This window comes from Achromobacter sp. FW305-C-28 (assembly GCF_058783235.1).
Genome location: NZ_JBYSYL010000006.1, coordinates 317,693 through 341,410 on the forward strand (window position 1 = coordinate 317,693; position 23,718 = coordinate 341,410).

24 protein-coding genes and 1 pseudogene are annotated in these 23,718 nt (G+C 65.3%); 11 read left to right on the top strand and 14 right to left on the bottom strand.

Features of this window, described 5'->3' with window-relative positions; all coding sequences use genetic code 11:
- Positions 1 to 33: 33 nt before the first annotated feature.
- From AC3WMR_RS17530 to AC3WMR_RS17540, 3 genes are all read left to right on the top strand, one after another.
- Entirely contained in the window at positions 34 to 198 is a 165-nt protein-coding gene (locus AC3WMR_RS17530; protein WP_492264001.1) for a pentapeptide repeat-containing protein, read from the top strand.
- On the top strand, positions 150 to 2,624 hold the full coding sequence (locus AC3WMR_RS17535) for a fimbria/pilus outer membrane usher protein (RefSeq protein ID WP_492264000.1): 2,475 nt from the start codon (positions 150 to 152) through the stop codon (positions 2,622 to 2,624). The genes AC3WMR_RS17530 and AC3WMR_RS17535 overlap by 49 nt, the downstream gene beginning before the upstream one ends.
- Positions 2,625 to 2,728: 104 nt before the next feature.
- Complete coding sequence (locus AC3WMR_RS17540) at positions 2,729 to 3,442, top strand: fimbrial biogenesis chaperone (protein ID WP_492263999.1); 714 nt, start codon at positions 2,729 to 2,731, stop codon at positions 3,440 to 3,442.
- A gap of 23 nt (positions 3,443 to 3,465) precedes the next feature.
- Here AC3WMR_RS17540 and AC3WMR_RS17545 read toward each other — a convergent pair whose 3' ends face one another.
- Both AC3WMR_RS17545 and AC3WMR_RS17550 read right to left on the bottom strand, forming a co-directional pair.
- Complete coding sequence (locus AC3WMR_RS17545; RefSeq protein ID WP_492263998.1) at positions 3,466 to 3,930, bottom strand: YqhG/Tai3 family protein; 465 nt, start codon at positions 3,928 to 3,930, stop codon at positions 3,466 to 3,468.
- Positions 3,931 to 3,967: 37 nt separating this feature from the next.
- On the bottom strand, positions 3,968 to 4,909 hold the full coding sequence (locus AC3WMR_RS17550) for a LysR family transcriptional regulator (protein ID WP_492263997.1): 942 nt from the start codon (positions 4,907 to 4,909) through the stop codon (positions 3,968 to 3,970).
- A 96-nt stretch (positions 4,910 to 5,005) separates the two neighbouring features.
- Here AC3WMR_RS17550 and AC3WMR_RS17555 point away from each other — a divergent pair, with 96 nt between their 5' ends.
- From AC3WMR_RS17555 to AC3WMR_RS17565, 3 genes are all read left to right on the top strand, one after another.
- A complete protein-coding gene (locus AC3WMR_RS17555; protein ID WP_492263996.1) occupies positions 5,006 to 6,373 on the top strand; it encodes a 2-hydroxycarboxylate transporter family protein in 1,368 nt (455 codons plus the stop codon).
- Between the two features lie 22 nt (positions 6,374 to 6,395).
- Positions 6,396 to 7,361 (top strand): alpha/beta hydrolase family protein, encoded by a 966-nt coding sequence (locus AC3WMR_RS17560; protein WP_492281578.1) that lies wholly within the window; start codon positions 6,396 to 6,398, stop codon positions 7,359 to 7,361.
- Positions 7,362 to 7,467: 106 nt separating this feature from the next.
- Positions 7,468 to 7,935, top strand: a complete 468-nt coding sequence (locus tag AC3WMR_RS17565) for a carboxymuconolactone decarboxylase family protein (protein WP_492263994.1) — start codon at positions 7,468 to 7,470, stop codon at positions 7,933 to 7,935.
- 47 nt (positions 7,936 to 7,982) lie between these two features.
- On the opposite strand, the gene AC3WMR_RS17570 is transcribed toward AC3WMR_RS17565, so the two are convergent.
- The 3 genes from AC3WMR_RS17570 to AC3WMR_RS17580 form a co-directional block, all read right to left on the bottom strand.
- On the bottom strand, positions 7,983 to 8,585 hold the full coding sequence (locus AC3WMR_RS17570) for a LysE/ArgO family amino acid transporter (RefSeq protein ID WP_492263993.1): 603 nt from the start codon (positions 8,583 to 8,585) through the stop codon (positions 7,983 to 7,985).
- Positions 8,586 to 8,716: 131 nt separating this feature from the next.
- On the bottom strand, positions 8,717 to 8,968 hold the full coding sequence (locus AC3WMR_RS17575) for a hypothetical protein (RefSeq protein WP_492263992.1): 252 nt from the start codon (positions 8,966 to 8,968) through the stop codon (positions 8,717 to 8,719).
- Positions 8,969 to 9,103: 135 nt separating this feature from the next.
- The gene (locus AC3WMR_RS17580; RefSeq protein ID WP_025139528.1) at positions 9,104 to 9,328 is read right to left on the bottom strand and encodes an HP1242/YdcH family protein; all 225 of its coding nucleotides are present in this window, start codon (positions 9,326 to 9,328) and stop codon (positions 9,104 to 9,106) included.
- 261 nt (positions 9,329 to 9,589) lie between these two features.
- Here AC3WMR_RS17580 and AC3WMR_RS17585 point away from each other — a divergent pair, with 261 nt between their 5' ends.
- Positions 9,590 to 10,735, top strand: coding sequence for a sterol desaturase family protein (locus AC3WMR_RS17585; RefSeq protein WP_492263991.1), 1,146 nt, complete (start codon positions 9,590 to 9,592; stop codon positions 10,733 to 10,735).
- Between the two features lie 3 nt (positions 10,736 to 10,738).
- Here the strand turns inward: AC3WMR_RS17585 and AC3WMR_RS17590 are convergent, their stop codons facing one another.
- From AC3WMR_RS17590 to AC3WMR_RS17605, 4 genes are all read right to left on the bottom strand, one after another.
- Complete coding sequence (locus AC3WMR_RS17590; RefSeq protein WP_492263990.1) at positions 10,739 to 11,464, bottom strand: anti-sigma factor; 726 nt, start codon at positions 11,462 to 11,464, stop codon at positions 10,739 to 10,741.
- Positions 11,461 to 12,030, bottom strand: a complete 570-nt coding sequence (locus AC3WMR_RS17595) for a sigma-70 family RNA polymerase sigma factor (RefSeq protein WP_492263989.1) — start codon at positions 12,028 to 12,030, stop codon at positions 11,461 to 11,463. Before AC3WMR_RS17595 ends, AC3WMR_RS17590 begins: the two co-directional genes overlap by 4 nt.
- Positions 12,031 to 12,143: 113 nt before the next feature.
- Positions 12,144 to 12,692, bottom strand: a complete 549-nt coding sequence (locus AC3WMR_RS17600; RefSeq protein WP_025139524.1) for a DUF3455 domain-containing protein — start codon at positions 12,690 to 12,692, stop codon at positions 12,144 to 12,146.
- A gap of 158 nt (positions 12,693 to 12,850) precedes the next feature.
- Entirely contained in the window at positions 12,851 to 13,810 is a 960-nt protein-coding gene (locus AC3WMR_RS17605; protein WP_492263988.1) for an AraC family transcriptional regulator, read from the bottom strand.
- 319 nt (positions 13,811 to 14,129) lie between these two features.
- Here AC3WMR_RS17605 and AC3WMR_RS17610 point away from each other — a divergent pair, with 319 nt between their 5' ends.
- From AC3WMR_RS17610 to AC3WMR_RS17620, 3 genes and pseudogenes are all read left to right on the top strand, one after another.
- Positions 14,130 to 15,176 (top strand): aldo/keto reductase, encoded by a 1,047-nt coding sequence (locus tag AC3WMR_RS17610; RefSeq protein ID WP_492263987.1) that lies wholly within the window; start codon positions 14,130 to 14,132, stop codon positions 15,174 to 15,176.
- A gap of 127 nt (positions 15,177 to 15,303) precedes the next feature.
- Positions 15,304 to 15,993 (top strand): lysozyme inhibitor LprI family protein, encoded by a 690-nt coding sequence (locus AC3WMR_RS17615; RefSeq protein ID WP_492281579.1) that lies wholly within the window; start codon positions 15,304 to 15,306, stop codon positions 15,991 to 15,993.
- A 9-nt stretch (positions 15,994 to 16,002) separates the two neighbouring features.
- Positions 16,003 to 16,755, top strand: a pseudogene (locus AC3WMR_RS17620) (YoaK family protein); the annotation flags it as partial.
- A gap of 67 nt (positions 16,756 to 16,822) precedes the next feature.
- Here the strand turns inward: AC3WMR_RS17620 and AC3WMR_RS17625 are convergent.
- From AC3WMR_RS17625 to AC3WMR_RS17635, 3 genes are all read right to left on the bottom strand, one after another.
- Positions 16,823 to 17,629, bottom strand: a complete 807-nt coding sequence (locus AC3WMR_RS17625) for a hypothetical protein (protein WP_492263985.1) — start codon at positions 17,627 to 17,629, stop codon at positions 16,823 to 16,825.
- 87 nt (positions 17,630 to 17,716) lie between these two features.
- Positions 17,717 to 18,469: a tetratricopeptide repeat protein gene (locus AC3WMR_RS17630; protein WP_492263984.1), complete on the bottom strand. Its 753-nt coding sequence runs from the start codon at positions 18,467 to 18,469 to the stop codon at positions 17,717 to 17,719.
- Between the two features lie 54 nt (positions 18,470 to 18,523).
- The gene (locus AC3WMR_RS17635) at positions 18,524 to 19,069 is read right to left on the bottom strand and encodes a fasciclin domain-containing protein (RefSeq protein WP_492263983.1); all 546 of its coding nucleotides are present in this window, start codon (positions 19,067 to 19,069) and stop codon (positions 18,524 to 18,526) included.
- 283 nt (positions 19,070 to 19,352) lie between these two features.
- Between AC3WMR_RS17635 and AC3WMR_RS17640 the strand changes: the two genes are divergently transcribed.
- A complete protein-coding gene (locus tag AC3WMR_RS17640) occupies positions 19,353 to 20,012 on the top strand; it encodes a thiopurine S-methyltransferase (protein WP_492263982.1) in 660 nt (219 codons plus the stop codon).
- Between the two features lie 60 nt (positions 20,013 to 20,072).
- Here the strand turns inward: AC3WMR_RS17640 and AC3WMR_RS17645 are convergent, their stop codons facing one another.
- Together AC3WMR_RS17645 and acnB are read right to left on the bottom strand one after the other, a co-directional pair.
- Positions 20,073 to 20,672: a transglycosylase SLT domain-containing protein gene (locus AC3WMR_RS17645; RefSeq protein ID WP_492263981.1), complete on the bottom strand. Its 600-nt coding sequence runs from the start codon at positions 20,670 to 20,672 to the stop codon at positions 20,073 to 20,075.
- A gap of 215 nt (positions 20,673 to 20,887) precedes the next feature.
- On the bottom strand, positions 20,888 to 23,479 hold the full coding sequence (gene acnB, locus AC3WMR_RS17650) for a bifunctional aconitate hydratase 2/2-methylisocitrate dehydratase (RefSeq protein ID WP_492263980.1): 2,592 nt from the start codon (positions 23,477 to 23,479) through the stop codon (positions 20,888 to 20,890).
- Between the last annotated feature and the right edge of the window lie 239 nt (positions 23,480 to 23,718).

Genomic DNA, 23,718 nt, shown 5'->3' on the forward strand with positions numbered 1-23,718 from the left:
ACCTGGTCGTGGTTCTGGGCAGTCTGTGCTGGCATGGCGCGCAAGCGTTGCCCGCCGAGGGTGCTGCGGCAGGCGATCCTGCGGCAGGCGGTCCTGCGGCAGGCGATCCTGCGGCAGGCGGTCCTGCGGCAGGCGGTCCGGCACCGGTCATGTTCAATCCGGCCTTGTTGCCAGGGGGCGCGCACAGCGTGGATCTGACGCGATTTGAACGCGGTAACGTGACGGAACCCGGTACCTATTCTGTGGACCTGCTGCTCAATGGCCGCTGGATTGCGCGCGAAAGCGTGTCTTTCGTGGGCGGTGGCGCGGGCCGCAGCGCACAGCCTTGCTTTTCTTCCCGCTTGCTGGTGCTGATGAACGTCAACCTGGAACATGGCGGTGTCAAACCGCCCGCGCAGGGCGCGTGCGAACCGCTGGACGTGATGGTGCCCGGGGCGTCCGCGGTATTCGACATGTCCACCCAGGAACTGTCGATCGGTATTGCGCAGATCTATTTGCGGCGTAGCGCCCGCGGCTATGTGCCGCCAGAACTCTGGGATAGCGGCGTGACGTCCGGCATCTTGAACTACACCACCAATTTCTACTCCAGTCGTTCACAGGGCGCGACCAGCGACCAGGCCTATGCCGGCTTGACCGCGGGGCTGAGCCTGGGCAACTGGACCTTGCGGCACCGGTCGGCGTTGAACTGGCGCCACAGCGCCTATGGTTCGACGCAGGAGTGGCAGAACATCGCCAATTACGCCAATCGGGCGGTGCCCGCGCTACGCAGCATGTTGACCGTCGGCGATGCCAGCACCTCGGGGCAAGTCTTTGACAGCGTGTCGTTCCGTGGGGTGCAGATTGCTTCGGATGACCGGATGTTGCCGGATTCACAGCGGGGCTACGCGCCCGTCGTCCGTGGCGTTGCGGAAAGCAATGCCAAGGTCGAGATCAAGCAGAACGGCTACGTGATCTACCAGACCACCGTGGCGCCCGGGCCGTTCGAGATCAACGATCTCTATCCCACGGGGTACGGCGGCGACCTGGAAGTGAATGTGACAGAAGCGGATGGCCGGGTGCGGCGTTTCACCGTGGCCTACGCCGCGGTGCCGTTGTCGTTGCGGCCCGGCGTGACGCGCTACAGTCTGACCGCCGGGAAAGTGCGGGATACCAGCCTGCATACCAAGCCGATGGTCGTCCAGGGCGTGGTGCAACACGGCTTGAATAATCTTCTGACGGCCTACGGTGGTGTGTTGTATGCCGACGACTACTACGCGTTGACGCCCGGCGTTGCGCTCAACACCAGCCTGGGCGCGTTCGGCCTGGACGTGACTCACGCCAACGCGCGCATCGACGGCCTGCCGGAGCAGACCGGGCAGAGCTTGCGTCTTAGCTACAGCAAACTGCTTGCCGAAACGGGAACGAGTTTCTCGCTGGCGGCATATCGCTATTCGACCCGGGGCTATCTGGGCCTGCGCGATGCGCTGACTCTGGCGGACATGGCGCGCGATGAACGAGGTGCCGATGGACTATGGCGCCAGCGTAATCGCCTGGACGTGTCGTTCAACCAGCAGTTCAGCGAAGGCTGGGGCGCCATGTACTTGACCGGTTCGACCATGCAGTATTGGAACCAGCCCGGGCGCACGACGCAGTATCAGCTGGGCTACAGCAATTCAATAGGCAGATTGTCCTACAGCGTTTCGGCAGGACGTTCACGCGACCTGGTCGGGCGCGAAGACCGGCAGTACTACCTCACCCTGTCGATCCCATTGGGCCGGGCGGAAAGCCCCATGAACCTGAGCAGCAATATCGGTCGCAGCGGCGGCCAGATGCAGTCGCAGATGTTGCTCACCGGTGCCGCGGGTGACGCGCAACAGGTCAACTACAACGTGGGCGTCGGGCATGGCGACAGTGGCAATACCTTGAACCTGAATGGCCAATATCGGGCCAGCCAGGGCATCCTGAATGCGGGCTATGCGCAAGGACCGGCCTACCGCCAGGCGTCGTTTGGGGCCAGCGGCGCGTTGGTGGCGCATCCGGGCGGAATCACCGCCGCCCAGACGCTGGGCGAAACCGTGGCAATCGTGCATGCAGCGGGGGCGGAAGGGGCGCAGGTGGGTGGCGCCGTGGGCGTCAAGATCGATAGCCGGGGCTACGCGGTGGTGCCCTACATGACGCCCTACTCGATGAATACGATTGACCTCGACCCCAAGGGCACGTCGCTGGATGTGGAACTGAAGTCCACATCGCAGAAGGTCGCGCCGCGCGCGGGGGCCGTTGTCATGTTGAACTTCGAGACGACCGTGGGGCGGTCGGCGTTGATCGAGGCATCCAGGCCGGGCGGCGAGGCGCTGCCGTTTGGCGCCGACGTGTTCGATGCCACGGGCGCCAATGTCGGCCTGGTCGGGCAGCAAAGCCGCATCTATGCGCGCGGTCTTGAGGATCATGGGCGCCTGACGGTCCGGTGGGGCACGCTGCCGACGCAGCAATGCGATATCGCCTACGACCTGCCGCCCAAGCCCGAGAAGGCGTCGCTGTCCGCGCCCATCCTGAAGCTGTCGGGCATTTGCACCCCATCGGCTGGCGCGGCGCCGTTGCACGAAGGCGGCAAGGCTGCCGGCGCGGCCGAGGCGGGGCAGTCATGAGGTCCAGTGGTGTCACGAACAGGCGGGCGGCCATGGCGCGGTCCGCCCGCCCGAGATCGGCCTGGACTGCCCCATGCCGGCAGTTCTTGCTGGCTTGCGCTGCCATGGCGCTATGGCTGCCGCCGCCCGCTCGTGCCGAAATCCAGATTGAAGGTACCCGCTTTGTCTACTCCGCCAACGATCGCGACATCAGTATCGGTTTGCGCAACCTGGCAAAGGCGACGCCCTCACTGGTGCAGGCGTGGGTGGATGACGGCGCGTCCGACGCGGCGCCGGCCCAGGCGACGGCGCCGTTCAGCCTGACACCCCCCATGTTCCGGCTGGACGGCGGCAAAGGACAGCGATTGCGTCTGGCCTACACCGGCGAGCCGCTGCCGGCGGATCGCGAGTCGCTGTTCTGGCTCAATGTGCTGGAAGTGCCGCCGCAACCCGAGGCTTCTGCCGACGGCGGCCGAAACCTGCTGCAGCTGGCGGTGCGCAGCCGGATGAAACTGTTCTATCGGCCGCGCAATCTGCCGGGCGATGCGGCAACGGCGGGTGCATCGTTGACCTGGCGGCTTGAACCGGGCGAGGGCAAGGGCGGGTATCGGCTGTTGGCGCGCAACGCATCGGCCTTTTACGTGTCGCTATCGCGGGTCAGCCTTGATGTGGCGGGGGGCGAGGTGCGTATCGGTGACGGCTTGGTGCCTCCAGGGGCGCAGACGGCTTTTGAATGGCGTGGCGTGAGGCCTTCACAGGTTGCCCCCATGACCCTGACGTATTCATACATGGACGATTTCGGGGCGGAACGCCGCGAGCAAGCGACGGTGGCGCCATGACTGCCCGGGGGCGCGCAAGCGCGTCACGGTGGGGTCAGGTAGATCCGCCGCAGAGATTCGCCTAGCGGCGTGATGAAGTCATCCAGCCGCCAGCATTGCGGCGCTTGCCGCTTGAGAATCAGATGCACTGTCTGTGGGACCTGTGGCCCGCCCGGTTCCAGCGCGAACGGATAGCGCATGGCGATGATCGCCGTGCCGTCAGGCGCCGGCTCAACATCGAAGACGGGCGCGGCGGCCATCTCGCCATCTTGCGCACCCAGCCAGGGGTCATAGTCCAGGTGCCCGACTTCGCCCTTGGCGTAGGCCCATTCCTGGCGCAGCGCGGCGTCGAAACCGGGGGTGTACCGCGACGGGTCGTGCCGCTGCGGGTTCCAGTGGAAATCGGCGTGGGTCTGTTGGAACGTACGGGCCCATTGTGCCGGCGGCGGGCAGCCGGCATGGGCCGGCCAGGCGAAGACGAAGAGGGCGAGCCCGAGCAAAGGCTTCATGATAGCGGCGCGTGATAGCAAGGCGTCTCCTGTTGTGTCAGATCAGCGTGGCTTGCCAGATGCCTGATTCGATCAGGCTGCGGCATTGCGCCGCGACTTCATCGGCGACCAGATCGACCGGGCTGGACATCTTGCCCAGTTTACGGTGCGCCAGGCAAACGGTGCGGGCCAGCGGCGGATGGATCGGACGTGCATCCACGAGCCGGGCCTCGATTTCATCCTTGACCGCGCAGGGCGCCAGCACGCTGTGGTAGCGGCCGCTGGCGACCAGTTTGACCAATTGATGCCCGGCATCGATTTCCAGCGCCACGTTCAAGGCGGCGCCATGCTTGTCGGCATGGGCTTCCAGGGCCTTGCGAAAGCCATTGGCGCGCGACGGCATGGCCAGGGCATAGTCTCCCAGGTCGGCCATTGCCACGGGGCTATGGCGTGCACGCGTGTTTCGGCGGCTGACCAGGTGCATGGTTTCCTGGGCGAGGGGCAGGCAGTGCAGATCGATGGTGGCCGTGCGGTCGAATACCACGGCCATGTCGATGTCGTTGTTCTGCAGCCATTTCCACAGGTAACCGGAAAAGGCCTCCACCACGCGCAGCTTGATCTTGGGATAGGTGCTGGACAGCCTTTCGATGATGGGCAAGGCCGCGACCGCCGCCGTCGACGACGGCAGGCCGATGGCGACCTCGCCTTGCGGTTCCTGTCGCAGGGCATTTAGCTCGCGCAGGCTGGCCTGCGTCAGCGCAAGGATGTCGTAGGCGCGCGCCAACAGTAATTCACCCGCATGCGTGAGCCGCACGCCGCGCGGTTCGCGGTGCAGCAGCGCCGTGCCCAGGCGCGTTTCCAGCTTGGCGATCGAGATGCTGAGCGCCGGTTGGGCCATGCCCAGTTTCTGCGCGGCGGCGGTCATGCTGCGGGCTTCGCTGATGGCGACCAGCGCGTTCAGGTGGTGCAGGGTCAACGCAAGCTTGTCGGTCTCATCCATTGATTATTTATATGGAAGAATAAATTTGGCATATTTTACATTTATAGATGGCATGGCTACATTCGCCGCTTCCACGCACAACGACAAGGAAGCAGGATGAGACAAGCGGAACACATGGCGACGCCGCCTGGGGCGGCGCAAGTCGGGCGGGCGGCGGCCAATCCCGGCTGGCTGCGGGTATGGTTGAAACTGATGGATGTGCAGATCGGCGTCGTACCGCTGCCTGTCTTCGTGGCGCTGCTGCTGGTGATCGGCGTCATGACCTGGAAGGGCAAAGTTCCTTCCGATCTGTCGATGTCGATCGGGGTGCTGGCCGTGGGCGGTTTTGTCTTCATGGAACTGGGCAAGCGCGTGCGCCTGATTTCGGTGACGGGCGCAGCCGCCATCATGGCGTTCGTGGTGCCTTCCGCGCTGACGTTCTATGGCGTGATTCCGCCGCAGGTGGTCGAGTCGGTGCAGACCTTCACCAAAGTGTCCAACTTCCTGTACCTGTATATCGCCATCATCATCGTCGGCAGCATCATGAGCATGCCGCGCGAGGTGTTGGTGGCCGGATTCCTGAAGATTTTCGTGCCCCTGGTGGCGGGCTCGGTGGTGGCGGGCATCGTCGGTGCCGGGGTCGGCATGGCCATGGGGTTCGACTGGATACACAGCTTGTTCTTCATCGTCATTCCCCTCATGGCCGGCGGCCTGGGTGAAGGCGCAATCCCGCTCTCGCTAGGCTATTCGATGTTGATGGCGCAGCCGCAGGAAGCCTTGTTCGCCCAGATCATCCCTGTCGTCATGCTGGGCAGCTTTACCGCGGTGATCCTGTCGGGGTTGTTGAACATGCTGGGCAAGCGCTATCCCCATCTGACGGGTGAAGGGCAGCTGCAACCGGGCGCCGATCCGTTGCAGGCGACGCAGGCAGATGGTACGCCGGCGCCCTCGGCGTTCGACCCGATGGCGCTCGGTAGTGGCCTGGTGACGGTCGTAGGCCTGTATCTGGTGGGCACGCTGGGCCAGAAGCTATTTGATTTTCCCGCGCCGATCGCGATGCTGATCCTGGTGGTGGCGATGAAGCTGCTGCGGATGATCCCGCTGAAAATCGAGCGCGCCGGAAAGGACCTGTATGCCTTCACGTCCAAGGTGGTGACGTACCCCTTGCTGTTCGCCATGGGCGTGGCGTTGACGCCCTGGGACAAGTTCGTCAGCGCCTTCAATCTGCCCACGTTGGTGACGGTGTTCGCGACAGTGTTGTCGATGATCGCAACCGGTTTCGCAGTGGCGCGGCGGCTGCGCATATATCCCATCGATGTGGCCGTGGTGAATGCCTGCCACAGCGGCCAGGGCGGCACCGGCGATATCGCCATCCTGACGGCCGCCAATCGCATGGCGCTGATGCCGTTCGCACAGATTTCCACGCGCATCGGCGGCGCGATCACGGTCACGCTGGCATTGATTGCGGTTCGCTATGTCGTCTAGGAATGTCGCGGCGACGCCAATCATGCAGGAAGACGTGATTGCCTTGCGTCGCGTGCGCGGATTTCACATCGGCGGGCAGGCTTTGGATCTGCAAGGCCTGCTGCCCAAGACTCTCGAAACCGTGCCGGGCGAGCCGCCGCGGCAGTCCGATCCCAACGGGCGCTATCAGGTCGGGCAGCTGTACGCACAGCATTTCGAATTGGCACGGGCGGCCTATTCGCTGCCCGTGCTGTTCTGGCATGGGGGGGGCATGACGGGCGCCACCTGGGAAGAAACGCCGGACGGGCGTGCCGGGTGGCACGACCACTTCATGCGGCGCGGCTTTCATACCTGCGTCAGCGACGCGGTGGAGCGGGGCCGGGCCTCCTGGGCGCCGTATCCGGAAATTTTCCCGACGGCGCCGGAGCATCGCACGGTGGATCAGGCCTGGTCCATCTTCCGGTTCGGCCCGCCAGGCGGTTACCTGAACCGGGCGGCGCATCCCGGCCTGCGCTTTCCGGTGGCGGGGATTGACCAGCTAGGCAAGCAATTCGTGGCGCGCTGGACGTGCAATGGCGCCAGGACCCTTGCCGCCTATGGTGAACTGCTGCGGCAGGTTGGCCGCAGCATCATCGTGGCTCATAGCGAAGGCGCGCGCCATGCTGCGCAGCTGGCGGCGTTGATGCCGCGGGAGATTGCCGCGGTCGTGTTGATCGAGCCGGCCGGCGCACCGGCGTTGGACGCCTGCATGGCTCGCGAGGCGGCAGGCGTGCCGCACCTGGTGGTCTGGGGCGATCATTTTGGCCACAGCGACCTGTGGCGCCGCTATCGCGCCGGGGCGGATCGGTGGCTGGATCGCGTTCGAACCACGGGCGGCCGGGTGGACACGCTGGACCTGCCGGCCACCGGGGTGTTCGGCAATTCCCATTTGCTCATGATGGACGACAACTCGGCCGACATCGCGGACCGGGTTGCCGACTGGGTTGGCGCGCAGATGCCGGGCAGATAGCGGCGCGGCCATCATGGCCCAGCACGCAACCTGGTTCTTGGATCTACCGGAAATCCCCCGTTGGGCGCAGCATGGCGTCTTCGATATCCAATCATCAGGACTCATCATGAGCAATCGCATCGACTACGCCCAGGCCTCGCCCGAGGGCTATAAGGCTTTCGGCGCCGTGCACGCGTATCTGCGCCACTGCGGCCTGCCGGAGGCGCTGGTCAACCTCGTCTATCTGCGCGTGTCCCAGATCAACGGCTGCGCCTATTGCATCGACATGCATTCACGCGACTTGCTCAAGCAGGGCGTGGCGGTGGACAAGCTGGTGCTGGTGCCGGTGTGGCGCGAAGGCGGGGCGGTGTTCAGCGTGCGCGAGCAGGCCGCGCTGGCCTGGGCCGAATGCGTGACGCGGGTCGCTGAAACTGGCGTGCCCGATGCCGACTACCAGGCGGCGGCCGCGGAATTCAACGACAAGGAACTGGCGGACCTGACCTATGCGATCGGGTTGATGAACGCCTTCAACCGGCTGGGCGTCACCTTCCGCAATGTGCCGGCCGCCGCCAAGAAGGCCGCGCAGGTCCAGTAAGGGCGCAGCCCCGGCGTGGGCCCGCCGGATATCGCTGCCTTGGCGCGTTACGGCCAGACCAGTTTCAGCGCAATCGCCAGCATGGCGGCGCCTACCAGCGCATCGAGCACCCGCCACGCGGTCTGGCTGGCGAATATCGGCCGCAGCAGCCGGGCGCCGAACCCCAGCGTGAAAAAGAAGACGAACGAGGCCGTCATCGCGCCCAGCGCGAAGGCGGTCTTCTGTCCTTCATATTGGCTGGAGATCGATCCGAGCAGCACGACCGTGTCCAGGTAGACGTGCGGGTTCAGCCAGGTAAAGGCCAGACAGGTGGCCAGCGTGGCGCCCAGGCCGGCAGCCTGGCGCGAAGACGGGGTCAGGCTGCCGTGGTTGCGCAGGGCGGACCGCAGGCTGCGAACGGCGTAGGCGAACAGGAACAACGCGCCGCCATAACGCAGCACCGGCTCCAGCCAGGGCAGGGCGTTGGACGCCAGCCCGAACCCCGCGACGCCCGCCGCGATCAGCAGGGCATCCGATACCGCGCATACCAGGCAGACGGCCAGGACGTGTTCCTGGCGCAGGCCTTGGCGCAAGACGAAGGCGTTTTGCGCACCGATGGCGAGGATCAGGCTGAGGCTGAGGAGAAAACCGGGAAGAAAGGCGTGAGTCATGTCGTACCTGCAAGCAAGGGCGACAGACTAGCGGGTGTGGCGTGATTAGAGAATCTAAAGATACTAATCTATCTTTAGCGCTGCTGATCCGAATGGGCCGGACCCGCTTGGCGCCCCGCCCGGCCCAAGACTCAGTGGCGCGCGGCGGCGGGGCCGGGTTGCAGCTTGTCGAGCTGGGCCTGCAGCGAATCCAGCAGCAATTGCAGCTGTTCGGACGTCATGGCATAGACGCGGCCACGGGCGCTGGGTTCGGTGGGCGATGGGGTCGGGTCGGGCAGGAAATCCAGTCGGAACAGCAGGGAGTCGTGTTCGACCAGCGGCAACATGGCCCAGCCGGTCACGGGCGACACGGCCTCGCCTGGCTTGAAATCTCTGTCATGCACCTTGCAGCACCTCGCTTACGCCTCCGGCAAAAGCGGCCGGACAGGGTGATTCTATTCGTTCAGTTATTTGTCAGCAAGCGGGCAACAAAAAGGCGCCGCAGATGGCGCCTCGGGAATGCTGGCGGGCTGCGCCGGCTAGCCGCCGTTCTGGTCGGCCGCGCGCAGCAAGTTATACAGCTTGTCTTTGAGCAGCAACTTTTCCTTTTTCAGGACTTCGACGCTGGTGTCCGAGGCGGGCACGATGCCGGCCTCCATGTTCTTGATTTCCTGGTCCAGGTCGTTGTGGCGCTGGAACAGGGCCGAGAAGTGTCCGTTTTCGGCTTTCAGTTGGGTAATCAGTTGGCGATACTCAGGGAACATGACGGCCTCTTTGCTTGATCCGGTTGGAGGGGGACTGCGCGGGAGCCGGCGGGCCGGCCCGTGATGAGCTGTCAGGTCCATGACATCGCAATGGCCCGTCAAAGTCAACCTCGGGTGGCCGCAGTCGAGGCGGCGAATTTGATGCGGCGCAAGCCTGGGCGGGCCTCGCAGTTGCTTGGTTTTATCTGCTCACGTTTGATTACATAGCGACCGGGGACCGGGGCATACACTCGCTTCCCCGTGGTCTGCCATAAAAGTGAAATGAATCAGCGCGCGCCCATCCACCGTCAAGTCCTGGATCTGTTCAAGCAAGACGGTCGCATTCATCCGGGGACCGGCATGATTACCGGCGTGATCGCGCTGTTCCTGGCGATCCTGTCCGTGCTCGGTGTGCTGGCGTTTCACTTCCCGGCCTACCTGACCACGCCCGAGCTGCGCACCTTCTATACGGTGGAAGCCATGCGCGCGCTGTTGTTCGGCGCCTTGCTGGTGTCGGGCACCATTGCACTGACCAACATCGTGTTTGGCCGCCAGCGCTGGCTGAACATCGCGGCATTCGTGCTGGTGTGCGGCGCGGTCGCCGCCGGCGGCAGCCAGGTGGTGGTGACGTCCACCAACACGGGCCACCATCCCTACCTGGGCCTGGACTGGTTCATCCTGGACCTGCTGGCTTCCAGCACCGTGTTCATCATCTTCGAAAAGCTGTTCCCGCTGTACCCCGGCCAGCCGGTGTTTCGCGGCGAATGGCAGGTGGACATGAAGCACTTCCTGTTCAACCACCTGTCGGTGGGGGCGGTGCTGTTGTGCATCAACTTTTTCGTGCACCGGCTGTTCTCGTGGGCGGCCTACGAACCGCTGCAGCACGCCATCCAGTCGCTGCCGTACCTGGCTGAATTGTTCATGGCCGTGCTGGTGGCCGACCTGGTGCAGTATGCCGCGCATCGGGCGTATCACGAGGTCCCGTTCCTGTGGCGCATCCATGCGGTGCACCACAGCACCCGCACCCTGGACTGGCTGGCCGGTTCGCGCCTGCACATCGTTGAATTGCTGATCACGCGGGTGGCGGTGCTGGGCGTGCTGTTCGCGCTGGGCTTTTCCAAGCCGGTGCTGGACGCCTACATCATCATCGTGGGCTTCCAGGCGGTGCTGATCCATTCCAACGTCAAGCTGCCCTGGGGCTGGCTGCGGTACGTGATCGTGACGCCGGACTTCCACCACTGGCATCACTCGTCCGACACGGAAGCCATCGACAAGAACTACGCCGCCCACCTGTCGTTCATCGATTACCTGTTCGGCACCGCGGTGCGCGGCGCTGGCAACCGCCTGCCGGAAAACTACGGCATCCTGGACAACGACATGCCGGGTACGTTTTTATCGCAGCAGGCTTATCCCTTCCGCAAGAAGTAGCGGCTACATCACCTTCACGGCCCGGCCGATGAACTGGATCGGGCCGGTCGGCTTGCCGATGGGCGAGCCGGTCGCCGGTTCAAGCGTCAATTCAAACAACTGGTTGGGTTCCAGCGGCGGCAGCTTGTCCAGCGGGATTCGCACCGGTTCGCCTGGTTTGACCAGGCCCAGCGACACCGGACCGGCCCAGCCGTCAGCCTTGGTCCAGAATTCCAGCGCGCGATCGGCCGGCACCTGCATGGCCGCGATCGGCACCAGTTGCACCTCGCGTTCGCCCGCCTGGGCTTGCACCACCCAGCCTGGCGTCTGCGATTGGGGGGCGACCAGCACCACCATGTACTGCATCGGGCCGGGCGTTTGCGCGGGCCGCAGGACCAGGATGCCGGCCAGGACCACCGCGGCGGCCAGGCCACTGGCGGCGACTCCGCGCCAGAAGAACAGGCTGTCCCACCATCCCGGGTGCGACGATGCGCCGGCCCGGGCGGCGGTCGACTGGCCGTTCAGTGTCTTCTCGATACGCGGCCACAGGCCGGGTGACGGTTCGACCGGCGCGGCCAGGTTGGCCAGCGGCAGCAGGCGCGCTTCCCAGCGGTCGACGGCGGCACGCAGCGCGGCATCGTGCGGCAGGCGGGCATCGACGTCGCGACGGCGCGCGCCGGACAAGGTGCCCAGCACGTATTCGCCGGCCAGTTCGTCCAGGCCTTCGGGGGGGGCAGGCAGGGCGCTCATGCCAGGCATTCCTTCAGCGCTTTCAGGCTGCGCTTGATCCAGGCTTTGACGGTGCCCAGCGGGGCGCCCAGGCGCTGCGCGATTTCACTGTGCGACAGGCCTTCGACGTAGGCATGCAGCACGCAGTTGCGGCGCACGGGTTCCAGTTGTTCCAGGCAGGGGCCGATGCGGCCGGCGCTGTCGCGCCAGTCGAAGGCTTCACGCGTGTCGTGCCAGGCCTCGATCGCATCGCGGGCGTCCAGCGCGGCGGCGGTGTCGTCGTCCACCGCGGTTTCGTGGCGGCCGTCTCGTACGGCGTTCAGCGCCAGGTTGCGGGCCACGCTGTAGAGCCAGCCGCGGGCAGAACCGCGCGCAGCGTCGAAGCTGGCGGCCCGGTTCCAGATATTGACGAAGGCGTCGTGCACGATGTCTTCGGCCCGGGCGCGGTCGCGCACGATGCGCTGGGCCACGCCCAGCAGCCGCGGGCCTTCATGGCGGTACAAGGCTTCCAGCGCCGAGCGTCGCCCCGCGGCGCACTGCGCGAGGGCCGCTTCGTAATCGAAATCCGGAACAGGTCGGTTCGGCATGCGCGAGGGGGCAGGGGCGGTGGGCTTGGGCTCGGGCGGCGGCGAATGCAGGCATGTTACCGGACTCCCGCCGCCGTGACCCGTGCCGTTGCACGTCGCCTTGGCCCGTCCCTTCAGTCCGCCTTCCAGAAGATGTAGTCGGCCTGGTACGAGACCTGGCTGCGCTGGCCGGCCGTGGTGCAGGGCGTTTGCGGGGCGACGCCGCCCTTGAGCGCAGTGCGCTGGATGTAGGCGACGCCGGTCAGGGCGCCGGCTCCCATGGCGGGATTGGCCTTGACCAGCTGGTAGGGCAAGTTGCCCGTGCCGGCGGGCGCCACGGCAACCTGGGTACCGGTCAGCTTCGAGCCGTCGGCAGCTTCCCAGGTGGCGGGCGGGCCGTAGTAAGTGCCGACCTGCTTGCCCTGGCGATCCTTCAGCACGGCTTTCGGGCCGGCGAAGACCCATTCCATCTGGTCCTTGGCGTCTGCCTTGGCGCGGCATTCATAGGTGATTTCCCCGGCGCCGACGGTTTCCCAGGCGACCTTGTGGCCGGCGGGGACCTGGACGGGCGCGGGCAGCGCGTCCTGCGAATACGCCATGGCGGGGGCGGCTTGCATCAGGCCGCAGGCGGCCAGCAGGGCGGCGGCCAACAGGCCGGTGGCGGGGGTGGGGCGAGTCGTCATGAGCGGTCTCCTGGGGGGTGTCCCTGGCGGATACGGCGGGCAGAATGCGCGCCGTTGCAGGTACTACCCGCGGGAGCCGCATTTGGATGCAGGCTGGTGTCAGTTATTTTTTTGCCCGCTTGGCGACATTTCACGGGAGCCGCTTCCCGGGCAGAGAATCAGGCAGCCGCCAGCGCCTCGTCCTTCCAGCGCTGCTTGTCGCGCAAAGGCGGGGTACCGAACAGGCGGCTGTATTCGCGGCTGAATTGCGACGAGCTTTCGTAACCCACCGCGTGCGCGGCCAGGGCCACGCCGGCGTCGTCCGTCAACATCAGCCGGCGCGCTTCTTGCAGCCGCAGGTGTTTCTGGTATTGCAGCGGGCTCATCGCCGTGGCCTGCTTGAAATGATGGTGCAGCGACGACACGCTCATGTGGACGTCGCGGGCGATTTCCTCGACCCGCAGCGGCTGGGCATAGTTGTCGCGCAGGATGCGGATGGCCTTGGCCACGCGGTTCAGCTGGCTGTCCTGCAGCACGGTCTGGCGCAGCACTACGCCCTGGCCGTTCATCAGCAGGCGGTACAGCAACTCGCGCTTGACCATCGGCGCCAGGATCGGAATGTCGCGCGGGTGGTCCAGCAGGCGCAGCAGCCGCAGCATCACGTCCAGCAGCGTGCCGCCCAGCGGATTGACGCACAGCGCGCGCGACGCTTCGGCCGGCACCAGCGGCGGCAGGTTCTCGTCGCTGATCAGCTCGGAAATCTCTTCCGGATTCAGGTCCAGCCGCAGGCCCAGGTAGGGCAGGGTCGGGCTGGCGACGGATACCTTGGCCACCACCGGCAGGTCGACCGACGAAATCAGGTAATGGAAGGGGTCGTACTCGTAGGATTCGTCACCGATCAACAGTCGCTTGGACCCCTGTGCAATCACCGCCAGCGCGGCCTTCTGCAAGGCGGGCTTGGGGCCGGTGGGCTGCGAGATGCGATGCAGGTACAGGCCTTCGATGGGGGTATCGAGCGAACCCTCCAGCGCCCCGGTCATGCGTTCCAGCAGGCACAGCAATTCGCGCCGGGCAGGCTCGAACGCGGCATCCAGGATGGCGGTGGGGGTGGCAATGGGCAGATCGGGGGTGGGAGGCATCGGGCGGCTCCGTGGAAGACGGCCTCGCGCACGCGTGCAGCGCGAGGCGGCCGGAGAATCAGGCGTTATCGAGTGTAGACCCGGAGAGGCCATCTTGGGACAGCCTGCCAGCTGCGTGCGGAGGATTAGGCAAAGAATGCGGAGGATCGGGCGGATGTCCCGGGGGGGGCTGTACCGCCAGAGAATCAGGCAAAAAAAGGGCAGGATCGAGCATCCATCCGAAGGGCTCGGCGACGCATACTGTTTCCACCCCGGCCACGCGACTTCGCCGTCCCATTCCGGGACCGGCGGCGCGCCGCGCCCACGAAGGAGTGCAATGATGCGGTACAAGAAATTCGGCAGCACCGGCCTGTTCGTCTCGGAACTTTGCCTGGGCACCATGACCTTCGGCGGCGAAGGCGAACTGTGGAGCAAGATCGGCGACCTGCAACAGGAAGACGCCAACCGCCTGGTGGGGCGCGCGCTGGAAGCGGGCGTGAACTTCATCGACACGGCGGACGTGTATTCGGAAGGACGCTCTGAAACCATCACCGGCCAGGCGCTGCGCGACCTGAAGGTGGCGCGCGACGACGTCGTCATCGCGACCAAGGTGTTCGGCCAGACCGGCGCAGGGGTCAACGCCCGCGGCAATTCGCGCTTTCACATCATGGACAGCGTCAAGAAAAGCCTGTCGCGCCTGCAGCTGGACCACATCGACCTGTACCAGATCCACGGCTTCGACCCGGCCACGCCGGTCGAGGAAACCGTGCGCGCGCTGGACAACCTGGTGCAGCACGGCCACGTGCGCTATGTGGGCGTGTCCAACTGGGCGGCCTGGCAGATCATGAAGGCGCTGGGCATCGCCGAACGCCTGGGCCTGGCCCGCTTCGAATCGCTGCAGGCGTACTACACCATCGCCGGCCGCGACCTGGAACGCGAGATCGTGCCGCTGCTGCAAAGCGAAGGCGTGGGCCTGATGGTCTGGAGCCCGCTGGCAGGCGGCCTGCTCAGCGGCAAGTACAGCCGCGACGGCCAGGCCGAGGCCGGCAGCCGCCGCGCCCAGTTCGACTTCCCGCCGGTCGACCGTGACCGCGCCTTCGACAGCATCGACGTCTTGCGCCAGGTGGCGGATGCGCGCGGCGTGTCGGTGGCACAGGTGGCGCTGGCCTGGCTGCTGCACCAGCGTTCGGTCACCAGCGTCATCATCGGCGCCAGGCGCGTCGACCAGTTGGACGACAACCTGGCGGCCACAGCCATCAAGCTGACGGCCGAAGAACTGGACCAGCTGGACAAGGTCAGCGCGCTGCCGCCGGAATATCCGGGCTGGATGCACGTGCGCCAGGGCGAATTCCGTCGCAAGCAGCTGGCTGAGTCGCAAGCGAATTGACCGCATTGGCCGTCCGGGGACACCCCCGGCGGCCAGAGGCGCCGCCCGCCAGGATGCGGCGGTAGAATCCCGGGATCGGACGCGGCCGGCCAGGTTGGCCGCGTCTTCCTGCTCGGGAGCTTTCGCTATGAAGCGCTATGCGCGTGCCGCAAGTGTTGCGGTTGTGATGATGGTTGCCCTGCCCGATAGCGCCTGGGCGGCGTCCAAGCCGTCTTTCGATTGCGCCCGCGCCAAGCACAGCGCCGAAAAAGCGATCTGCGCCGATTCCAGATTGGCCGCGCTGGACGTCAGTATTGCCAACCGCTACGGCAATGCACGCAAGGCCTTTGATGCCGAGACCGCCCGGGCGCTGTCCATCGAGCAATGGTTGTTCGTGGGCGTGCGCGATGAATCTTATGAACACCCGTGGGTCAATCAGACCGGCGCGGCGGAGATCGCCCAACGGCTTGCTGATCGCGACAAATTCCTGGCGTCGCTCGAACTGACGCCGCGCCAGGGTTTCGAGGGCGAGTGGGGTAATTTTGGCGGCCAGCTCAAGGTCAGCCGCCAGGCCGACGGTCGTCTGGTCGCCGAAGCCTCGGCGGCAGCCCCCTACAAAGCCAGCTGGGTCTGCAACACGTTCGGCGTGGGCGAGGTGCGCGGCGATACGCTGGTGATCCAGGAAAAGGACGCCGGCGGCTGGACGCTGCAACTGCGCCGCAAGGGGGCGGGCGTGGTGGCCGAGGAAGTACCGCCTGCCGGTGATAAGAGCGGCGCTGGCACGCCCAATTGCGGTGCCAACGGCTCCTTGGGTGGCACCTATTTCCCGGTGCGCTGAGGCGTTGCCGTGCCCATTCCGTTCCTGCGCCAGCTCACCGCGGTCAGCCGCACGCCGCAGGCCAACCGGCGGCTGGCGTATTTCCTGACCTTCACCGCGGGCGCGGTCAACGCGGGCGGCTTCCTGGCCGTGCAGCAGTACACCTCGCACATGTCGGGCATCGTGTCGATGATGGCCGACCACATGGCGCTGGGCGGCCTGGCGGTGGTGCTGCAAGGGCTGGCCGCATTGCTGTCATTCCTGGCGGGGGCCGCGACGTCGGCGTCGCTGATCCATTTCGGGCGCCGCTCGCACCTGGCCAGCGAGTTCGCGCTGCCACTGCTGGTCGAAGCCATGCTGCTGCTGGTGTTCGGCCTGTTGGGCGCCAACCTGGAAACGCTGCGCTGGTTCTACGTGCCGGGCACCGTGATGCTGCTGTGCTACATCATGGGCCTGCAGAACGCGATGATCACCAAGGTATCCAAATCCGAGATCCGCACCACCCACGTGACCGGCATGGTCACCGATATCGGCATCGAACTGGGCAAGCTGTTCTATTGGAACCTGGCACGGGCCGATGCGGCCGAGACGCCGCCGGTGCGGGCCGATCGCGGCAAGCTGATTGTGTTGGGCGGGATGGTCACGCTGTTCTTTACCGGCGGTGTCGTGGGGGCGTATTCGTTCTTCCACTACGGCTTCGGGTCCACCTTGCCGCTGGCGCTGTGCCTGATGGTGCTGGCCGCGGTGCCAGTGGCCGACGATATCCGAGGGTTCCTTTCACGACGGCCGTGACGCCACGTCGTGCGCGGCATGCGGCATCGCGAGACGCGCCATGGCCTCTTGTTGCGGCCTAGCTCTTCGCGTGGGCCAGGAAGACTTGTAGCGCCGCTGCCGTCTGCCAGTGCAGGCTGGCCAGGCGCGCATCCTTGGCCGGTTCGGTGATGGCGCGGCCCTGGGCGTCTTGCGCATAGGGTTCGCCTAGCGCGCGCGCCATGTCGATCTGGAAGAAGCTGCTGTCGCCATATGGGCGCTTGCCGTCGATGTAGGGCATGGGCCAGAAGGCGTCGCCTTCGCGCAGCACCGCTTCCAGCGCGCCCTGGCCGGCCTCGCGCCAGTTGGCCGCGCGAAGCAGGGTGAGATGTTCGCGCCGCAGTTGGAAAAAGCCCTTGGCGTCCACGCCGCTATCCGGAAAGTCGAAGGCTTCGCGCCGCTCCCGCGGCAGCGCATAGCGGCCGGGCGCCAACTGGCCGATGCGGCGCACATAGGCGGGCACCAGCCGGCAGACCTCGGCCATGCGCTGGGTTGCCAGGCTTTTGTCGGCCGTGCCCAGCAGCGTCATTGCCGTAGCCACCGTGTCCTTGCCGCCCAGCGGATGTTCGAATTCGATGCCGGGCGCGCCAGTCTCCACGGGAATCCAGATCACCCCCAGATTGCGCATCAGCTTGGCGTGGTCCGCGCCGTAGCGGATGCCTGCCAGATCGGCCTGGAACACGCGTCGGACGATGGCGTCGCGGTCATTCGGCGCGGTCGCGGCGGCGGCGGCCGTGACGCGCAGCGATGTCACGGCCAGCGCGGCCAGCGCCAGCGTCAACGCACGGCGGGGCGGGCAGGGCACGGACACAGGCAACGCGGATGCAGGGGACGGCAAGCGGGGCATGGGGTGGGCTCCTGGGCGGTGGTGTGGACGCAATCGACCTTATGGAAAAAATGGCCTGCAGTGGGGGCAATCGACCCTGCGCAAAAGCTAGCGCGGCAACGACGCCAGCTCAGACTCGGCGCGGGAGTAACCGGGCTGCACCCGTAGCGCGGCTTCGTAGCTGGCGCGGGCGTCGGCCTGGCGGCCCAGCCGCCGCAGCAGCAGGCCCCGGTTGGTCAGGATCTGGGCGCTGGGCGGCGTGGCGTGCACCGCCTGGTCATACACGTTCAGCGCCTCCGGGATGCGATCCAGGCCGTCCAGCAGCGCGGCTTGCAGGTTCAGGCCGATGCTCCATTGCGGATAGCGCGCCGTCAGGGCCTGCGCGGTGGCCAGCGCGTTGGGCAGGTCCCGCAATTCGGCCTGCGCACCGGCCTTGTTCACATAGAACCAGCGATTGTCAGGGGCCAGGGTGATTGCCTCGTCGAACAGCTTGACCGCCGCCGCTTGCTGGCCATTGACGGATTGCAGCTTGCCCAGGAAGTTCTTGATGTCGGCATTGCCCGGCTCGCGTTGCGACAAGGCTTCGGCGATACGCTGCGCCTGTGCGGGATCGTTGGCACGTAGTGCGGCGGAGATCTGCTGGTTCATGTCCTGCAGCGGCGCGGGCCACTGCTGGATGCGGGCGCGCAAGGCGGCGCTCTCCGAAGCCAGTTCGGCCTTGTAGGCGTTATCGAACTCCAGGGGCTGCGGTTGCGCGCCGGTGGACTTGCCGACCAGCAGCAAGACGGCCAGCAGGCCGGATATCGCGGCAAGACGTAAACCGGACGGCGATCGAAAAGCACGAAGCAGCGTTGCGGTCATAAGGGGGGGGGCGGGGTAGGGGTCTCAGGGACCCCTACGATATCCTGGATGCGCTTACTTGGGCATCAGGACGCTGTCGATCACGTGGATCACGCCGTTGGACTGGTATACGTCATAGGTGCTGATATTGGCCACGCCACCTTTTTCGTCCTTGACGGTCAGGTTGTGCTTGCCATTCATCATGACCCAGAGTTTGCCGCCGCTGGCCGTGGTCAGTTCGGTGACGCCACCCTTCCTGGCCTTGGCCGCCAGGGCGTCGAAGTCCAGTTTGCCCGGTACCACGTGGTAGGTCAGGATCTTGGTCAACGTGGCCTTATTTTCAGGCTTGACCAGGGTGTCGACCGTGCCGGGCGGCAGTTTGTTGAACGCGGCATTGGTGGGCGCGAAGACCGTGAACGGGCCCTTGCCCTGCAACGTATCCACCAGGCCGGCGGCTTTCACCGCTGCGACCAGCGTGGTGTGGTCGGCGGAATTGACCGCGTTGGCCACGATGTTCTTGCTGGGCATCATCGCTTGTCCCCCCACCATGACGTCGGCCGCGTAGGTCGGCGACAGGGTCAGGGCAGAGCAGGCGATGGCAATCGAGGCTAGCAATTTCATGACGATCTCCTTTGTATTGGCCGTCACGAACACATACGGGGCTGGCGGTGGCGTGGATGCAAAACAAGCGTCGGGATAAACCCTAAGGGAGTGCCCGCACGCCTGTGCCGCCAAGCCTTTGCCTCGACGCCGCGCGAGTATGGGCATTATTCGGGCGCTTGTTCCCCATGCTGCTCTGCCGCCGTACAGGTAGTATCAAGGGGTCTTGCCAAGCCGCGCACCGGCGCGCGGCACCGCCCGCGAATGGAGTAATTCGCTATTTTCAGGAGGATAAATACAAAGCATGGACGCGGAATTCTGGTTGGAACGCTGGCGCGACGGTCGCACGCATTTTCATCAAACGCGCGTGACGCCCCTGTTGCAGAAATACTGGCCGACGCTATCGGTGCCCCCCGGGGGCAAGGTGCTGGTGCCGCTGTGCGGCAAGTCGCTGGATATGGTGTGGCTGGCGGCCCAGGGCTTTCAGGTATTGGGGGTGGAATTATCCCAATTGGCGGTCGAGCAATTCTTCACTGAAAACGAGCTCAAGCCCGTCATCCACGACACTGCCTACGGCAAGCATTATGTCGCCGGCAATATCGAGATCATCTGCGGCGATATCTTCAGGCTGGATGCGCAACTGCTGTCGCATTGCGTGGGCGCCTATGACCGTGCGGCGCTGATTGCCTTGCCCGCGGACATGCGCGGCGCCTATGTGCGGCACGTCTATGGGCAATTGGCGCCGGGCTATCGCGGTTTGCTGATCACCCTGGATTATCCCCAGGAAGAAATGGACGGGCCGCCGTTCGCGCTGGTCGATACCGAAGTACGGGCCTTGTTCACCGGGGTGTCGCCGGCGGTCATCATCGACCGTCGCGACATCCTGGCCAAGGAACCCAAGTTCGCTGAGCGTGGAGTCAGCCGGCTCGATACCGTGGTGTACCGGCTGGGCGTGCAGGCCTGATCGCGGCCAAGGGGGCGGCGCGAGCCGCTTCCCTCGGAAAACCCCGCCTGGAAAACCCGCTTAGAAGAACCAGCCGCCGCGCGTCAGGTCCTTTTCGCAGCTCTTGTACTGGCTGGCGAATTTGTCGGCGCGCGCCTGCACCTTCTTCGATACCGTCTTGAGCCAGGCCTTGCGGTCATAGCTGCGGTTGCGGTAGCCGGTCCAGCCCTCATGGTAGTTCAGGTATTGGCCGTAGGCGTCGGACTTGGAGACGCCATTCAGGCGCTGGGTCTTGCTCATGTACCAGCCCATGAAATCCAGGGCATCGGCGAAATTGTCGCGGCTGGAGCCCCAGCCGCCGGCGTCTTTCTTGTAGTCGCCCCAGGTCTCGTCCTTGGCCTGGGCGTAGCCGTAGGCGGAACTGACCCGGCCCCAGGGGATGATGCCCAGGAAGTAATAGCGCGGCGGCACGGCGTCCTGCTTGAACGACGATTCCTGGTACATCATCGCCATGGGCACCTGCACCGGCGCACCCCATTTCTTCTGCACTTTCAGTGCGGCATCGTGCCAGTCGGGCTTTTCGCGGAAGATGGCGCAGATGTTCTCGGGGTTCGAGGGCGGCGCCGTGGCGCAGCCGGCAAGCGCCGTCAACAGCGGCAGCGGCAACAAGAGCCGTGTCATTGGCAGTCTTCTCCAGGGGCCGGCAGGCGGCTGTCAGGGGTTTTGTGTCATTGGTTACGGTGATTGTATGAAAACGTATCGCCTGAAAAGTTCCGTCCCCGACTACTTTCCTGCCGGGACGAGAATTGACCCCTTTTCGACCTTGCCGCGCCGCCAACGAAAAACGGCCCCGGATCGCTCCGGGGCCGTCTGCGGGCAAGCCTGGCGGATGAGGCTTACACCTCGATCACGTCGGCCACGTCCTTGTAGTCAGCGATCTTGTCGAAGTTCAGGTACTGATAGATCTGATCGCCGCTCTTGTTGATGACGCCCATGTCGGTCATGTACTCGTCCTTGGTCGGAATCCGGCCCAACTTCGAGCAGATGGCGGCCAGCTCGGCCGAACCCAGGTACACGTTGGTGTTCTTGCCCAGGCGGTTCGGGAAGTTGCGGGTGCTGGTCGACATGACGGTCGCGCCTTCGCGCACCTGGGCCTGGTTGCCCATGCACAGCGAGCAGCCCGGCATTTCGGTGCGCGCACCGGCCGTGCCGAACACGCCGTAGTGGCCTTCTTCGGTCAGTTGCGTGGCATCCATCTTGGTGGGCGGGGCCACCCAAAGCTTGACGGGGATGTCGCGCTTGCCTTCCAGCAGCTTGGACGCTGCGCGGAAGTGGCCGATGTTGGTCATGCAGCTGCCGATGAACACTTCGTCGATCTTGGCGCCGGCAACTTCCGACAGCGTCTTGACGTCGTCCGGGTCGTTCGGGCAGGCCACGATGGGCTCGTGCACGTCGGCCAGGTCGATATCGATGACGGCGGCGTACTCGGCGTCGGCGTCCGGTTCCAGCAGCTTGGGGTCGGCCAGCCAGGCTTCCATGGCCTTGATGCGGCGGCCCAGCGTGCGCTCGTCTTCGTAGCCGTTGGCGATCATCCACTTCAACATCACGATGTTGCTGTTGATGTATTCGATGATCGGTTCCTTGTTCAGGCGCACCGAGCAGCCGGCGGCCGAACGTTCAGCCGAGGCGTCCGACAGTTCAAAGGCTTGTTCGACCTTCAGGTCGGGCAGGCCTTCGATTTCCAGGATGCGGCCGGAGAAGATGTTCTTCTTGCCTTGCTTGGCCACCGTCAGCAGGCCTTGCTTGATGGCGTACAGCGGAATGGCGTTGACCAGGTCGCGCAGGGTCACGCCGGGCTGCAGCTTGCCCTTGAAGCGGACCAGCACCGATTCCGGCATGTCCAGCGGCATCACGCCGGTGGCGGCGGCAAAGGCGACCAGGCCCGAACCGGCCGGGAACGAGATGCCGATGGGGAAGCGGGTGTGCGAGTCGCCGCCGGTGCCGACGGTGTCGGGCAACAGCATGCGGTTCAGCCACGAGTGGATCACGCCATCGCCCGGGCGCAGCGACACGCCGCCACGGGTGCTGATGAATTCCGGCAGCGTGTGGTGCGTCTTCACGTCCACGGGCTTGGGGTAGGCGGCGGTGTGGCAGAACGACTGCATCACCAGGTCGGCCGAAAAGCCCAGGCAGGCCAGGTCCTTCAGCTCGTCGCGGGTCATCGGGCCGGTGGTGTCCTGGCTGCCGACCGAGGTCATCTTCGGTTCGCAGTAGGTACCCGGGCGAATGCCGCGGCCTTCTTCCAGGCCGCAGGCGCGGCCGACCATCTTCTGGGCCAGCGTGAAACCCTTGCCGGTGTCGGCCGGGTCCTTGGGCAGGCGGAACAGCGTCGACGGCGGCAGGCCCAGCGCTTCGCGCGCCTTGCCCGTCAGGCCACGGCCGATGATCAGCGGAATGCGGCCGCCGGCGCGCACTTCGTCGAACAGCACGTCCGACTTCACTTCGAATTCGGCGATGACTTCGCCGTTCTTGATGGCCTTGCCTTCGTAGGGACGCAGTTCAACCACGTCGCCCATTTCCATCTGCGACACGTCCAGCTCGATCGGCAGGGCGCCGGCGTCTTCCATCGTGTTGTAGAAGATCGGGGCGATCTTGTTGCCCAGGCAGACGCCGCCAAAGCGCTTGTTCGGCACGAAGGGGATGTCTTCGCCCGTGAACCACAGCACCGAGTTGGTGGCCGACTTGCGCGAGGAACCGGTACCGACCACGTCACCCACGTAGGCGACTAGGTGGCCCTTTTCCTTCAGCGATTCGATGAACTTGACCGGACCGCGCTTGCCGTCTTCTTCCGGCTGGAACGCTGCGCCGTCACGCTTGTTCTTCAGCATCGCCAGGGCGTGCATCGGAATGTCGGGGCGGGTGGTGGCGTCCGGGGCGGGCGACAGGTCGTCGGTGTTGGTTTCGCCAGGCACCTTGAAGACCGTGATGGTCAGGCTCTGGGGCAGTTCCGGACGGCTGGTGAACCATTCGGCATCAGCCCAGCTCTGCATCACGGACTTGGCGTTGGCGTTGCCCTTGTCGGCCTTTTCCTTCACGTCGTGGAAGGCGTCGAACATCAGCAGGGTCTTTTTCAGGGCATCGGCGGCGATGGTGCCGATTTCCGCGTCGTCGAGCAGTTGGACCAGCGGGCCAATGTTGTAGCCGCCCAGCATCGTGCCGAGCAGTTCGGTCGCCTTGGCGCGGCTGATCAGGGCACAAGCTTCCGAGCCCAGGGCCACGGCGGCCAGATACGACGCCTTGACCTTGGCGGCGTCGTCCACGCCGGCCGGCACACGGTGGGTCAGCAACTCGACCAGGTTCTGCTCTTCGCCAGCGGGCGGATTCTTCAGCAGTTCGATCAGTTCAGCGGTTTGTTTGGCCGTCAGGGGCAGCGGGGGAATCCCCAGAGCCGCGCGTTCGGCAACGTGTTGGCGGTAAGTATCCAGCATGTGAGGCCTGCTTAAAGTCGGGTTGGAAGAAGGGTTGTCGGCGGGAATTGTAGAGGGAAGAGGGGGGCGCAAGCAAATGTCTTATATCTTATATAAGACCTGAGTCGATAGCCGTTGCGGGAAGGCCACGACGCCTGCGGACGACGCAGCCCGGACGGGGGGCGCCAGAGGGCGTTGCGGGGAGTTGTCCGGGCAGGATGGCAGCCGGAATAAATAAATGGGGACGGAAAAACAGGGGG